The sequence below is a fragment of the Chryseosolibacter histidinae genome, assembly GCF_018598225.1.
Lineage (GTDB): Bacteria > Bacteroidota > Bacteroidia > Cytophagales > Cyclobacteriaceae > Chryseosolibacter > Chryseosolibacter histidini.
Genome location: NZ_JAHESF010000010.1, coordinates 26,561 through 41,797, shown reverse-complemented (window position 1 = coordinate 41,797; position 15,237 = coordinate 26,561). Strand labels below are relative to the sequence as shown.

At 50.5% G+C, this 15,237-nt stretch carries 7 protein-coding genes; all 7 read left to right on the top strand.

Translation table 11 applies throughout. The features are described from left to right. Positions 1 to 105: 105 nt before the first annotated feature. The 7 genes from KK083_RS11860 (at position 106) to KK083_RS11830 (ending at position 15,178) form a co-directional block, all read left to right on the top strand. Positions 106 to 3,219, top strand: coding sequence for a SusC/RagA family TonB-linked outer membrane protein (locus KK083_RS11860; RefSeq protein ID WP_254163448.1), 3,114 nt, complete (start codon positions 106 to 108; stop codon positions 3,217 to 3,219). A gap of 34 nt (positions 3,220 to 3,253) precedes the next feature. Next, positions 3,254 to 5,311, top strand: a complete 2,058-nt coding sequence (locus KK083_RS11855; protein WP_254163447.1) for a RagB/SusD family nutrient uptake outer membrane protein — start codon at positions 3,254 to 3,256, stop codon at positions 5,309 to 5,311. Between the two features lie 29 nt (positions 5,312 to 5,340). Beyond that, positions 5,341 to 6,156, top strand: a complete 816-nt coding sequence (locus tag KK083_RS11850; RefSeq protein WP_254163446.1) for a DUF3823 domain-containing protein — start codon at positions 5,341 to 5,343, stop codon at positions 6,154 to 6,156. Between the two features lie 197 nt (positions 6,157 to 6,353). Continuing rightward, complete coding sequence (locus KK083_RS11845; protein WP_254163445.1) at positions 6,354 to 8,555, top strand: hypothetical protein; 2,202 nt, start codon at positions 6,354 to 6,356, stop codon at positions 8,553 to 8,555. Positions 8,556 to 8,691: 136 nt separating this feature from the next. After that, positions 8,692 to 10,974 (top strand): GH92 family glycosyl hydrolase, encoded by a 2,283-nt coding sequence (locus KK083_RS11840; protein WP_254163444.1) that lies wholly within the window; start codon positions 8,692 to 8,694, stop codon positions 10,972 to 10,974. Between the two features lie 246 nt (positions 10,975 to 11,220). Beyond that, positions 11,221 to 13,725, top strand: coding sequence for a glutaminase family protein (locus KK083_RS11835; protein ID WP_254163443.1), 2,505 nt, complete (start codon positions 11,221 to 11,223; stop codon positions 13,723 to 13,725). 454 nt (positions 13,726 to 14,179) lie between these two features. Further along, complete coding sequence (locus KK083_RS11830; protein WP_254163442.1) at positions 14,180 to 15,178, top strand: glycoside hydrolase family 43 protein; 999 nt, start codon at positions 14,180 to 14,182, stop codon at positions 15,176 to 15,178. Positions 15,179 to 15,237 lie beyond the last annotated feature (59 nt).

Genomic DNA, 15,237 nt, shown 5'->3' with positions numbered 1-15,237 from the left:
TACAGGCAATTATTAAAAAAACTGATCAGGCATGCCGCGTTCGGGATGATTGTTCAGTGTGTTGTTTTTGCTTCCGTTTTTGCTTCGGGAGTGAAGACTATAAATATGAATCGGTCCGCGGCTCCTCTCCAGGAGGTTACGGTAACGGGCAGGGTAACATCGTCTGAAGATGGCGCTACCTTGCCGGGTGTGAACGTGCTGGTGAAGGGCACAAGCCGCGGAACCACCACAGACGCTGACGGAAAGTATACGATACAGGTATCTGACGCGAATGCCGTGCTGGTGTTCTCATTTATCGGTTATGCGTCGCAGGAAGTTGAGGTCGCTGCAAGATCGGTGATCGATGTTTCCATGGTGACGGACGTTCAGCAACTCGGCGAAGTGGTGGTGGTAGGGTATGGCACACAGCAGAAAGTTACCCTGACAGGTGCTGTGTCGAACATCAGGAATGAAGAATTGCGCCGCACCAAAAACGAGAACCCACAAAACATGCTCACCGGTAGGGTTGCCGGTGTTCGTGTATGGCAGAAAAGCGCTGAGCCGGGTACGTTCAATAACAACTTCGACATCCGCGGTTTTGGTGAGCCGCTGGTGGTGATCGACGGTGTTCCGCGTACCATGGCCGATTTTCAACGTTTGAACCCGAGCGACATCGACGAGGTCTCTGCGTTGAAAGATGCCTCCGCGGCTATTTACGGTGTACGCGGCGCCAACGGTGTGATCCTTGTTACCACCAAAAAGGGTACAAAAGATGGTAAGCCGGTAATAACCTACAACGGTACGTATACCATGCAGCGGCCTGCATCCATGCCCAAGCTTGCCGATCCGTATCAAACCATGACGCTCTACAATGAAAAGTCCATGAACAATATCAATGGCGGCAGCATCATCTATGGGGAAGACAAATTCGAAGCCTACCGCAATGGCACGCTCCGTTCCGCCGATTGGAATTCACTGCTGTTCTCTGACGTTTCACCGCAGACCCAACACGATCTCAGCATCGCCGGCGGCAATGACAAAACCCAGTACTACATCGCGGGCGGGTATCTTTTTCAGGAAGGCTTTTTCAAATCAGGCGACCTGAACTATAATAAGATCAACCTGCGCTCGAACATTACGTCACAGCTTGCCGAGGGATTGACCTTCAACCTCAACCTGAGTGGTATTGCCGATCAGCGCAATACACCGTACTCGAGCTCCGTGGATATTATTCGGAACTACTGGCGGCAGGGTGTGTTGTTTCCCGCATACGCCGATCCTGAAAATACCATGCTGAGCTACGAGGGCCTGGACCTGGAAGAAAATACGATCGCCAAGATGACCTCCGATATCTCGGGTTACAGAAAATTCAACCAGAAATACCTCCAGTCTTCGGCCTCGCTGAATTTCGACTTCGGAACCATATCGCCGGCGCTGGAAGGTTTATCCGCAAAAGCGCTGATCAGCTACGATTACCGGAATGACGATAACACAGCTTACCGCAAAGAGTACTATCAATACGCCTACAATGCTGCCACCGACACGTATACTTCCAAATTGTATAATGCCAGCTCGCCGAACCAGTTAAGGCGTGAATTGTGGTCCAAGCAACAACTGTTGGGGCAGTTCCTGCTGAACTATAACCGCACATTCGGCACGCAACATAATGTAGCCGCGCTGTTGGGTTGGGAAAGTCAGAAGAAGAAGGGTGATAACTTCTACGGCCAGCGCAACCTTGCATTTGCCATGGATTACCTGCTCGGTGGTGTCAATGAAGGTCAGATCAGCGGTATGAGCGGCACCCGGGACGACCTCTACCAGATCGCCAATTCCGCCGTGCTGGGAAGGGTGAATTACACCTATGCCGATCGTTACATCGTTGAAGCCCAGTTCCGTTATGACGGCTCCTCGAAATTTGTTGCAGACAACCAATGGGGCTTCTTCCCCTCGGGATCTGTCGGCTGGCGCCTGTCGGAGGAATCGTTCTTTAAGAACATTTCGGCCCTGCAGTTTGTCAATCAGCTGAAGCTGCGTGCCAGCTATGGCATAACGGCCAATGATGGTGACCTGGAATACGACTGGTACCCTGGTTATCTCTATCCGGCAAAAGGAGAGAACGCGGGCGCGGGCTATTATAACAAATACGCGCCGGGTTATGTGTTCGGCAGCCAGTTCGTTAACGGTGTAGACCTGATCGTTCCCAACGTGCAGGCCACCTGGTGGGAAGCGCATACCGTGAACATCGGTGTGGACTTCGAAGGGTGGAACGGCCTGTTCGGTTTTTCAATAGACTATTTCGACCGTCGTCGCGAAGGACTGCTGGAGCGCCGTAATGCAACCATCCCTACCGTTGTAGGTACCGATGCGCCGCGGGAGAACGTGAACAGCGACCGTCAGTTCGGTATCGATCTGGAGCTCTCGCACCGGAACACCATCGGCCAGGTCTCTTATGGCGTAAAAGCCATCAGTACCATTACCCGCAGAAAACATTTGGTTGCGGTCGAGAAGGGGCCCTGGGGAAACTCCTATGACGCCTGGAAGAACGACAACCTCAACAACCGCTATCAGGGCGTGCAGTTCGGCTTCGAGGACGCGGGGCGTTATACGAGCTGGGAAGATATCTGGTCATATCCTATTTACAAAGACCGCGATGTATTACCCGGCGACTATAAATACGAAGATTGGAACGGCGATGGCGAGATCAACGACCAGGACCAGCATCCTTTTGCCTATGATCAAACGCCCTATCTGAACTACAGCCTAGCGTTCGATTGCGCCTACAAGAATTTCGATATGAACTTCCTTTTCCAGGGATCGGCGCTGGGGTCTATGGAATATAAAGAGCCATTGTATTCCATCTGGGGACCCAATGGAGGCGGTACACTTGAGCAGTACCTCGACCGTTGGCATCCCGTGGATCCGCTGGCAGATCCTTACAACCCTGAAACCGTGTGGGCCAGTGGCTACTATGGTTACACCGGAAGATACCCGCGCAATAATTCAGCGTTCAACCGTGTGAGCACAGCTTATCTCCGTCTGAAGAGCATCGAGCTTGGTTACACGCTGCCGAAAAAGGTCAGGGCACTGGCTTCCATGAACCTGCGCGTGTTTGCCAATGCCTACAACATGTTCACGATAACGGGTGTGAAGTTTGTTGACCCGGAACATCCGGACGATGAGCTGGGACGGTTGTATCCGCTCAACAAGTCGTATACCGTAGGCGTTTCGGCCAGATTTTAAAAGGTGATGTTAAAGAACTTATGAGATGTTTATTATGAAAAGGATATATATAGTTTTCCTGACCGCGTTGTTGTACTGCTCCGCCTGTGCGGACCTCGATGTTCCGCCTCCGAATGTGGTAGGCGACGAAACACTGATGACGAGTGTATCCGGTATGAAAGTTTACCTGGCCCGGATGTATAGCAGGATGCCGTTCGAGGATTTCAAGTACCAGGCGCAATGGGGCCTGCGTTACGACGGGTGGCTCAATGCCATGGGTATCGAAGGCACCGGCGAGGCGCTGAACCGCGATGGCATCTGCAGGGCGTTTACCGGCGAGGACACACCTTATTGGAAGGACGCGTTTATTTTGCTGCGCGATGCCAACTACCTGCTTGAAACATTGCCGAAATATCAAAGCTCGTTTCCTGAGGTAACGTACAACCATTACCTGGGCGAAGCCTACTTTGCGCGTGCTTCCGTATTTTATGCGATGGCGCGCCGTTTTGGTGGTGTGCCATTGGTGACAAAAGTGATCCGTTATCCCGGCGAATCTGAGCAGCTGGAAGTGCCCCGTGCGTCTGAAGAAGAAACCTGGAATCAGGTGCTGGCCGACTTTGATCAGGCCGCTGCTTTGCTGCAGCCCACCAGCCCTGAAAGAGGTATGGCAAACAAATATGTGGCGCTGGCATTCAAATCAGAAGCCATGTTGTATGCCGGTAGTGTGGCCAAATACAACGAGTCTGTTTCGGGCCGTCTTACCGGTACGGGTTTGAAAACAGGCGTACGCGTGATGGGTTTTGCACCGGAGTCGTGGCAAACAGCTTCGAGGAAATATTTCAGAGAAGCTTATCTGTCTGCCCGGCAGGTGATCACTGGTGGTGGGTACTCGCTCTATAATAGAAAATGGGCTGCAGGCAACCGTGATGCACAATATCAGAACATGGTAGACATGTTCAGCGACCTCACCAGCCCTGAGAACATCCTGGTGAAAGAGTATGTGTATCCTACTTCCACCCACAGCTACGACGCCTACAACTCGCCGTATATCTTTAAGTCGCCACTGGCATCAGGCACCTGTCCGACGCTTGATTTTGTGGAGCTGTTTGAAGGTTTCGATCGTTATGCTGATGGCACGATAAGGGTTACAACCGGAGCTTCGAATACAGAAGGAGATTACGTGTTGTACAATACGCCCATGGAGTTTTTCAAAAATGCAGAGCCTCGTCTTCGCGCTTATGTGATCTTCCCCGGCGATGTGTTCAAGGCGAAAGAGATCGAGATCCGTGCAGGGGTATACACAGGTGCTACGCCGGTGAAGCCACTGTTCAATAACTACTCCTACGCAACGGCTGAAACACGTTACCAGCAACTGGGTGCTTACACGCAGGCGCCCAAATCACTGTACCTGAGCTCGCGCGAAGGCAATGGCCAGGAGAACGTGCCTTACAACAGCGGTACGATCACGGCAGCCGGACTCAACGGTCCGTTCTACGACAATGGTGAAGGCTGTCTTACCGGGTTGCTGGGCCGCAAGTGGCTGAACCCTGATCCTTCTTTTGTGCCTGCCGAAGGCAAATCGGCGCAGCCTTTTATCCTCATGCGTTATGCCGAGGTATTGCTCAATGCAGCAGAGGCGGCAGTAGAGCTTGCGCTGGCCGGCGAAACTTCTCCCGACGGCGCTGACCTGATGCAGGTAGCGACCTCAGCGGTAAACGACATCCGCGAAAGGGCAGGAGCAACACTGGTTGCCGGTACCATTACCCCGGACGAAGCCGGACGTAACATCGTAAGGAAAGAACGCCGGAAAGAGCTTGCGATGGAACAGAAAACCAAGTGGGACCTGCGCCGCTGGAGAGTGCAACACTACGAAGGACGCGACGGCTTCTGGGGTGAGACCCGGAACAAAGATGCCTACAGCAGCAACGCCCGCTATCGCTTCCGTGGCCTGTACCCGTTCTTTTCAACCCAAAGCGGTAAATATTTCTTCGATGCACGTTTCCAATGGGTGAGCCTGAAAACGTTCGAATACAATATCATTGACTATTACTTTGGCATCCCAACAGGCGAAGTATCCAAGAGCTCGGTCATTGACCAGCAGCCGAACCGTTAATGAACTATGAACAACTAAGAACTACAACAATGAAGAAGATATCATTTTATATATCGTTGCTCGGGCTGGTTTCTTTTACTTCCTGCAGCCTGTTTGAGATCGACAACAAGGACGTGCCTGCAGAAACGTTGCAGGGCCAGGTGGTGAATGCAGAGACCGGCGAGCCCGTGCTTACCGACCAGGGAAGTGAAGGCATCCGTGTTCGGTTGACCGAGCTGAGCTATGGCGACAACGTCACGCCCAACCCCGACTTCTTTTGCATGCCTGACGGAACGTTCCAGAATACGAAGCTCTTCAAAGGCACGTACAACGTCCGCATCGACGGGCCGTTCATTCCTTTGCTTCGCGAGGACGATCGTGGTGTTCCGCTGGCGGATGAAACCCAGACGCTGGAGATCGCCGGCAAGAAGCAGGTGAAGTTCGAAGTGCAACCTTTCCTCAAGGTAGAATGGGTAGGAGAGCCTACGGTGGTCAATGGTAAGGTCAAAGCCCAGGTGCGTGTCACCCGCGGTGTATCGGCAGCTGATTTCCAGGCCAAGATCGAACCGATGGGCGGTTATAGCGCCAGCTTCCTCAATGTTACCGACATCCAGTTGTTTGTCAGCTATTCTTCGTCAGTCGGCTATCGTGCCCGTGACGAGCGCTGGTCTAACAAGATCGAATATTCCGGCACAGCGTTCAATGCTTTGCTGGGACAGACCGTTACCATCGAATCCAGCGGCACCATTCCTTCGGGAAGAGTGGTCTTCATCCGGGCAGCGGCGCGGATCAACTACGATACACCCAAAGGCAGCGGAACAAGAAGGTGGAATTACAATGAAGCCCTGCAGCTGATGATCCCCTGAAATGGTGATCAGTAATCAGTAGTCTGTGTATCTGCGCAAAACCGAATACAGATTACCGGTTACCGATTACCGGTTAAAACCTCGCTGGCACAGGATGTCAGGTCATCACTAAATCTCTTTTTTTGGGTGAGGGTTATAGTGACCGGCATTTCCACCAGCGGGGTTGATTTTTTATCTAACAAAGCGTACTTATATCAATGCGAAAACCGATCATTATTTATCTGCTGGTGGCACTTCTCTTTCAGGCTTGTTCCCAGCCGCCGCAAAAACAGAGATCAAAAGACCAGCCCGGAGAAAAAACAACATTTCAAACTTCCAATCCCTGGAAACCTGTCACCGATGTGCGGGCAGACGTAGCGATTGTTTACAGCGTGAAAGATCATCACCGGAAAGGAGATCTCACCTTTGAGCAACGTGTTCAAACCTGGCGCGACAAAGGATACACAACGCATTTTATGACCGGCATTGCGTGGGGCGAATACCAGGATTATTTCACCGGCAAGTGGGATGGAAAGATGCACCTCGACGAAGGGCAGGTGACTCAGAAAGGAGACACGATATGGCACGGGCGTATGGTTCCGTACATCGTGCCTTCGATGAACTTTATCAGGTACATGAAAGAAAGCGTTATCAAACGTGTGATCGACGCAGGCATCGACGCTATTTACCTGGAGGAGCCTGAGTTCTGGGCACGGTCAGGCTATAGCACCGCCTTTAAGAAAGAATGGAAAGAATATTATGGCTTCGACTGGAGGCCCCAGCACGAATCGCCTGAAAATACCTACCTGTCAAACAAGCTGAAGTATCACCTTTACTACCGGGCTTTGAACGAATGTTTCACCTTCGCCAAAGCGTACGGTAAAAGCAAAGGCATGAACGTTCGGTGCTACGTGCCAACACACTCGCTTGTAAATTATTCACAGTGGATGATCGTGAGTCCCGAAGCCAGCCTGGCCTCGTTGCCTTGTGTGGATGGCTACATCGCTCAGGTATGGACGGGCACCTCACGTGAGCCCAACTTTTTCAATGGGCAAAGAAAAGAACGTGTCTTTGAAACTGCTTTCCTGGAGTACGGGTCAATGGAGTCGATGACGGCGCCTACGGGAAGGAAGATGTTTTTTCTGACCGACCCGATCGAAGACTGGCCCCGCGACTGGGCGGACTACAAAAAAAATTACCAGGCAACTTTTGCAGCACAGCTGCTGTACCCCATGATCGCCGATTATGAAGTGATGCCCTGGCCGGACCGCATCTATGAAGGGTACTATCGCACCAGCGCCAACAGTGATAAAAAGGAGCAGATCCCGCGTTTCTATTCAACCCAGATGCAGGTGATGATCAACACCCTGAACAACATGCCGTTGTCTCAGAACAAGGTGAGCGGCTCGCAAGGCATCGGCATCCTGATGAGCAATTCACTGATGTTCCAGCGCTTCCCCACGCACAATGGTTACGAAGATCCGCAGCTCTCCAATTTTTACGGGCAGGCACTTCCTTTGTTGAAACGGGGTGTTCCTGTTAAAACCGTTCACATAGAGAATGTTTCTTTCGCCCAGACCTGGAAGGATGTAAAGATCCTGGTGATGTCTTATTCTAACATGAAACCCATGGACAAGGCCGCGCACGATCACATTGCCGAGTGGGTGAAGAAAGGTGGCGTTCTCGTATACTGCGGTCGCGACGAAGATGCTTTTCAAAGTGTGCAGGAGTGGTGGAACACGGGTGGCAATACTTTCAAAGCACCGTCTGAGCACCTGTTCCTGAAACTTGGTTTGAAAGAACCTTTCAAAGCAGGCGAATACAAATACGGAAACGGCAAGGTCTGCATTCTGCGCAACGACCCGAAAGAGTTTGTGTTACAAGAGAACGCCGACACAGAATTTGTAAACACCATCAAGCGGTTGTACGAAGCAGGATCCGGCAGCGGAGCACTCACGTTTAAAAATCACTTCACCCTGACAAGGGGACCGTACGAGATCATTTCCGTCGTGAACGAAAACGCCGACCAGACTCCCTACACCATCAGGGGAAAATTGATCGATCTCTTCGATCCTGAAATTCCTGTTCTTGATGAAAAACAAGTGAACCCGGGAGAGCAGGCGTTTTTATACAACATCGGCAGCGTTAAAAACCCAGGAACACCGCAAGTGTTAGCAGCGGCTGCAAGAGTTTACGATGAAAAAGTAACCAGGAACGGATACTCCTTCGTAGCCAAAAGTCCCCTGAACACCAACAACGTGATGAGAGTACTGTTGCCGCAAAAAGCAACCAGGGTAGAAGTGACCGATGCCACCGGCAAGGTGTTACAATCGAATACCTCGTGGGACGATGCAAGCAAAACCCTTTTCCTGGGCTTCGAAAACAATCCGGAGGGTGTTGTAATAGAAGTGAGTTGGTAAATACAGGTCCCGCAGTCCCGAAAGCTATCGGGAACGCTGATGAACGCAGATTTAATATTTCTGCATCCATGTGCGCTCATCTGCGAAATCTGCGGGAGATGCATTTGATATTTGAAACGAAAAACAAGAAAATGAAATGGTTAAGAAATTAGGATTATCGGTGGCGGTTTTTTTAGGGTGTTGTTTGCTGCAAGTAAATGCGCAGGTCTCCGATCCTGTCAGTTATGTCAGCACGCTGGTGGGAACAAATTCCAAGTTCGAGCTTTCGACCGGCAACACTTATCCGGCGATTGCACTTCCCTGGGCGATGAACTTTTGGTCTCCCCAAACCGGCAAGATGGGCGACGGCTGGATGTACACTTACACGGCCGACAAGATCAGGGGATTTAAACAAACCCATCAGCCCAGCCCATGGATGAACGACTATGGACAATTCTCCATTATGCCTGTCACCGGTAAAGCTGTTTTTAATGAGAACGACCGTGCCAGCTGGTTTTCGCATAAAGCAGAAGTTGCCAGGCCTTATTACTACAAGGTGCATTTGGCCGATCATGATGTGACCACGGAAATAACCCCGACAGAAAGGGCGGCGATGTTCCGCTTCACGTTCCCTGACAGCAAGCGCTCATTCATTGTTACAGATGCTTTTGATAAAGGATCGTTCGTGAAGATCATTCCCGAAGAGAAAAAGATCGTTGGCTACACCACCCGCAACAGTGGAGGCGTGCCTGAAAATTTCAGGAACTACTTTGTGATTGTTTTTGATAAACCGTTCTCTTATTTCGCAACGGTTAAAGATGGTAAGATCACAGAAGGAGAGAAGCAATTTGAAGGCAACCATGCCGGGGCCATTATCGGTTTTTCAACCACCGATAACGAGCAGGTGCACGCGCGTGTAGCTTCATCGTTCATCAGCGAGGCACAGGCGTTGATCAACCTGAAAGAGCTGGGCGACTCTGGCTTCGACCAGGTTGTGAGCAAAGGAAAGCAGCGCTGGAACGAAGTGTTGGGAAAGATCAAGGTTGAAGACGATAACATCGACAACCTCAGAACATTTTATTCTTCTTTTTACCGGTCTGTACTGTTCCCGCGAAACTTAAGCGAGATCGATGCCGATGGTAAAGTGGTTCACTACAGCCCGTACAACGGCAAGGTGTTGCCCGGTTATATGTTTACCGACACCGGCTTCTGGGATACCTTTCGCAGCTTGTTCCCGTTCCTGAATTTTTTATATCCTTCTCAGAATGCAAAAATGCAGGAAGGCCTTGTGAATGCGTATAAGGAAAGTGGTTTTCTTCCTGAATGGGCAAGCCCGGGGCACCGCGATATCATGGTGGGCAACAATTCAGCCTCTGTTGTTGCGGATGCTTACCTGAAAGGATTGCGCGGATATGAGATCGAGACTTTGTGGCAGGCGCTGAAGCACGGCGCCAACAACGTGCACCCTAAAGTTTCCGCTTCGGGAAGGAAAGGGTATGAGCAATACAATAAATATGGGTATATCCCCAACGATGTGGACATCGATCAGAATGTAGCGCGCACGTTGGAATATGCCTATGACGACTGGACCATCTATCGCCTGGGAAAAGCGCTGAACAAACCGCAGCAAGAAATTGAGGTTTACGCGAAGCGGGCCCTGAATTATAAAAACGTCTATAACCCAAAACGTAAGCTGATGGCAGGCCGCGCAGCCAATGGTTCTTTTTCCGATGCTTTTAATCCTGCCGATTGGGGCCGCGATTTTACAGAGGGAAACAGCTGGCACTACTCCTGGTCTGTTTTCCACGACCTTCAGGGATTGATCCAGCTGATGGGCGGACAAAAACAATTTGTATCGATGCTCGACTCTGTTTTTATCATTCCGGGCTCGCGGGGCATGGAAAGCCGTTCGATGATCCATGAGATGCGCGAAATGCAGGTGATGGACATGGGGCAATATGCGCATGGCAACCAACCGATCCAGCACATGGCTTATTTGTATAACTATGGCGGCGAACCGTGGAAAACCCAGTACTGGGCCCGCGAGATCATGGACAAGCTTTACGCAGCAACGCCTGACGGATATTGTGGCGACGAAGACAACGGGCAAACCTCTGCCTGGTACGTTTTCTCTGCGTTGGGTTTTTATCCCGTATGTCCGGGCAGTAACGAGTACGTCATGGGATCTCCCTTGTTCAGGTCTGTAAAAATTGAGCTGGAGAATGGAAAGCAGATCGAGATAAAGGCAGATAATAATTCCAAAGAAAACCGCTATATCGCTGATATGAAGCTGAACGGTAAGCAGTATTCAAAAAATTACGTGACACACGAAGAGCTGCTGAAGGGCGCGAAGATCAATTTTACAATGAGTGCGGCACCCAATAAAGGCAGGGGCGTAAATAAAAGTGACTTTCCGTATTCATTCTCAAACGAAAAATAAATATGTTGCCGGCACTACTTGCTCATTGCATTTTCCTTTCAGTCATATGACGTGAGTACATAAGCCAACCTTTGGCCTGGAAGGGGAAAGCGCGGGTTGGGTTGAGTCCGAACGGCATATGACGAGGCTCCAGCGCTGTGCCCGACGTATCCGCCGGTGGGCGGAGAAGGCGGGGCCTCGGAGCGAACTGACTTTTATTGCGTATACGATCTATATTGGAAAAAAAATGAATTGTAAATAAGCCTTATGTTCAAAACATCTTTTAGTCGAATACAGGTATTTTTTGTCGTGGTGATTGCCCTGGGAGCATGTTCCCGGAAATCACAAAAAGAAGAAGCGGGCCTGAAATTGCGTGCGCCGGCTTATCCGCTGGTAACGATCGATCCGTATACGAGCGCCTGGTCAACCTCCGACACCCTGTATCAAACACCGGTAAAACACTGGACGGGCAGGAATCAGTCGCTGATCGGCGCCATTCGTGTTGACGGCCAAACTTATCGCTTCCTCGGCAAGGAAGAGATCCCACTGCAACCTGTTCTGCCCACGGCAAAACACGAAGCCTGGCAAGGAAAATTCGTAACCAAAGCACCTGCCAAAGGTTGGGAGCAACCTGGTTTTAAAGATGCCTCCTGGAAAACTGGCAAAGCCGGATTCGGTACGCCGAACACTTTTGAAACCAACACGCCCTGGCAAACAAAGGAAATATGGGTACGCAGGGAATTTACACTGCCGGCAGTAAACCCGGGGCAGGAGCTTTACCTGGTCTATGCGCACGACGACGATTTTGAGCTTTACCTGAACGGCACACAGATCGTCAATACAGGCAACCGGGCCAGGGGGCATGTCATGGAGAAACTCGACAGAAGCCTGCTCCGTGCTGACGGAAAAAATATCATCGCCGCGCATTGCCTCGACCGTGGTGGTTTGGCTTATGTTGATTTTGGCATTTTCAAGGAAAGTGATGCCAAACCTATTTTTGAAAAGGCTGCAACCCAAAAGCGTGTACAAATTACAGCTACGCAAACGAAATATGATTTCACATGCGGCCCGGTGGACCTGCACCTTGAATTTGCTTCACCCTTGTTGATGAATGACCTGGATCTGCTGTCGCGCCCCGTGAACTACGTGAGCTATGAAGCAGTTTCAAAAGACGGCCAATCGCACGATGTGGAAGTTTATTTTGAAGCCACACCGGAGTGGGCTGTGAACGAGCTGAACCAGGAAGTTGAAGTAACAACCGGAAAAACAGGAAACATCAGCTTCGGTAAAACAGGAACTACCGAGCAACCCGTTTTGCAGAAGAAGGGTGACAACGTGCGTATAGACTGGGGGTATTTTTACCTCGCGTGCGAAGCATCCGAAAACAGATCGCAGGCCATTGGTGATTTTTCGGACATGAAGCAGTCTTTTCTGAAAACGGGGAAAATAAATTCTGCCGGCGAAAAGATCACCACGCTGATGACAAAAGCAATGCTGGTACTGGCATTCACAGATCACCTCGGAAAGGTTTCGTCAACACCGGCGACAGGTTATGTAATGCTGGCCTACGATGATATTGAATCCATCCAGTATTTTGGAAAGAACCTGAAAGCATGGTGGACCAAAGACGGGCAGGTGAGCTTTGACCAGGCCCTGACTGCCGCGGCGGCCGACCACGCAAAAATTATGGCGCGTTGTGATAGCGTTGATAGCAAGATCTACGAGGAAGCCCTTGCAGCGGGTGGTGAACATTATGCCGGCCTTTGTCTGCTGGCCTATCGTCAGTCCATTGCAGCGCACAAGCTGGTGAAAGATACCGCGGGCAACACGCTCTTCCTGTCAAAAGAGAATTTCAGCAACGGCTCGATCGGAACCGTGGATGTGACCTATCCTTCTGCGCCGCTGTTCCTCAAGTACAATCCCGAGCTGCTGAAAGGTATGCTGAACCCGATCTTTTACTACACCGAGAGTGGGAAATGGACCAAGCCGTTTGCGGCACACGACGTAGGCACCTATCCCAAAGCCAATGGACAGACCTACGGCGGCGATATGCCCGTGGAAGAATGTGGCAACATGCTGATCCTGGCAACAGCCATTGCCGATGTGGAAGGTAAAGCTGATTACGCCGAAAAACACTGGGGCGCGCTGACCACCTGGGCCAACTACCTGCTGGAGCACGGCCTCGATCCGGAGAACCAGCTTTGCACCGACGATTTCGCAGGACATTTTGCCCACAACGTAAACCTCTCGGCAAAAGCCATCATGGGCATTGCAGGTTACGGAAAGCTGGCCGACATGCTGGGCAAAAAGGATGTAGCCGCAAAATATACCGCAGAAGCCAGGAAGATGGCGCAGCAGTGGATCGAAATGGCCAACGACGGAGATCATTTCCGCCTCACGTTCGATCAGCCCGGCACCTGGAGCCAGAAGTACAACCTCGTGTGGGATAAATTGCTGAACCTCGGTATTTTCCCCAAAGAAGTGTTGCAAAAAGAAATTGCCTATTATCTTACGAAGCAGAACCAATACGGATTGCCGCTGGACAACCGGAGAACTTATACCAAGGCAGACTGGATCGTCTGGACCGCTACGTTGGCTGATGATACAGCAACCTTCAGGAAGTTCATCAAGCCGGTGTATGGTTTTGTTACTGAAACGCCAGACCGTGTTCCTATGAGCGATTGGTATGAGACCCCCGATGCCAAACAGGTGGGATTCCAGGCGCGTTCGGTGGTAGGCGGTTATTTTATTAAGATGCTGGAAGAGAAATGACATTTAACCGCAGAGGACGCGGAGGCAATCGCGGAGGACCGCAGAGGTTTTTTCGACAATCTTTTGAACGAGCGTTAGCGAAACCTTTGCGTTCTCTGACAATATGAAATAACAGATTCAAAAGGATCTGCGCAGATCAGAGGAAGTATTAGAGTACATTCCTCTGCGATTTCTATGCGTTTCCTTTGCGCCCTTTGCATTTGAATAACCATTGAGATCATTTAACCGCAGAGGACGCGGAGGCAATCGCGGAGGACCGCAGAGGTTTTTTCGACAATCTTTTGAACGAGCGTTAGCGAAATCTTTGCGTTCTCTGACAATATAGAATATAACAGATTCAAAAGGATCTGCGCAGATCAGAGGAAGTATTGGAGTACATTCCTCTGCGTTCTTTGCGTTTCCTTTGCGTTCTTTGCGTTTTGCATTTAAGAAGAAATCTGATAATTATAACCCGATGAAATACAGAAAGGCATTCATAGCCACCTTTTCCATTGTCCTTATTTTTCTTTTCCATTTTTCGCACGCGCAGAAAAGAACAGGCAACAACCACAACCCGGTTTTTGAAGGCTGGTATGCCGACCCGGAAGGTGTTGTATTCGGTAAGGAGTACTGGATCTATCCTACGTACTCAGCGCCGTACAAGGATCAGGTTTTTATGGATGCCTTCTCTTCTAAAGATCTTGTGAGCTGGAAGAAACACGCGCGCATCATCGACACAACAGCGGTTAAGTGGGCAAAACGTGCCATGTGGGCACCCGCCATTGTTAAAAAGGATAATAAGTACTTTCTGTTTTTTGCGGCCAATGACATTCAGAACGACAACGAGACAGGTGGGATCGGCATCGGTGTTTCTGACGCTCCCGGCGGCCCGTTCAAGGATTATTTGGGAAAGCCGCTGATCGACAAGTTTCATAACGGCGCGCAACCCATCGACCAGTTTGTTTTCCACGATAAGGATGGCCAGTATTATATGATCTACGGCGGGTGGCGCCACTGCAACATTGTAAAACTCACGGACGATTTTAAAAGCGTTGCTCCTTTCGAAGACGGTACAAAGTTTAAGGAGATCACCCCCAAGGGTTATGTGGAAGGCCCGTTTATGTTTATTCGTAACGGTAAATATTACTTCATGTGGAGCGAAGGCGGATGGACCGGCCCGAATTATAGTGTAGCCTACGCCGTTGCAGACTCGCCTTTCGGACCGTTTGAAAGAGTGGGAAAAATATTGGAACAGGATCCAAAAGTAGCCACGGGTGCAGGTCACCATTCGGTGATCAATATTCCCGGCACCGATGAGTATTACATCGTTTATCACCGCAGGCCGTTAGGTGAGACCGATGGAAATCACCGCGAAACCTGTATCGACCGGATGTACTTTGACGAGCAGGGCCTGATCAAACCCGTGAAGATCACTTTCGAAGGAGTCGGTAAAAGGGTGATCAGTAATCGGTAATCAGTAGTCGGTGATCAGTAATCAGTTGAAATCCTAACCACGGGCCTACCGAATACCGG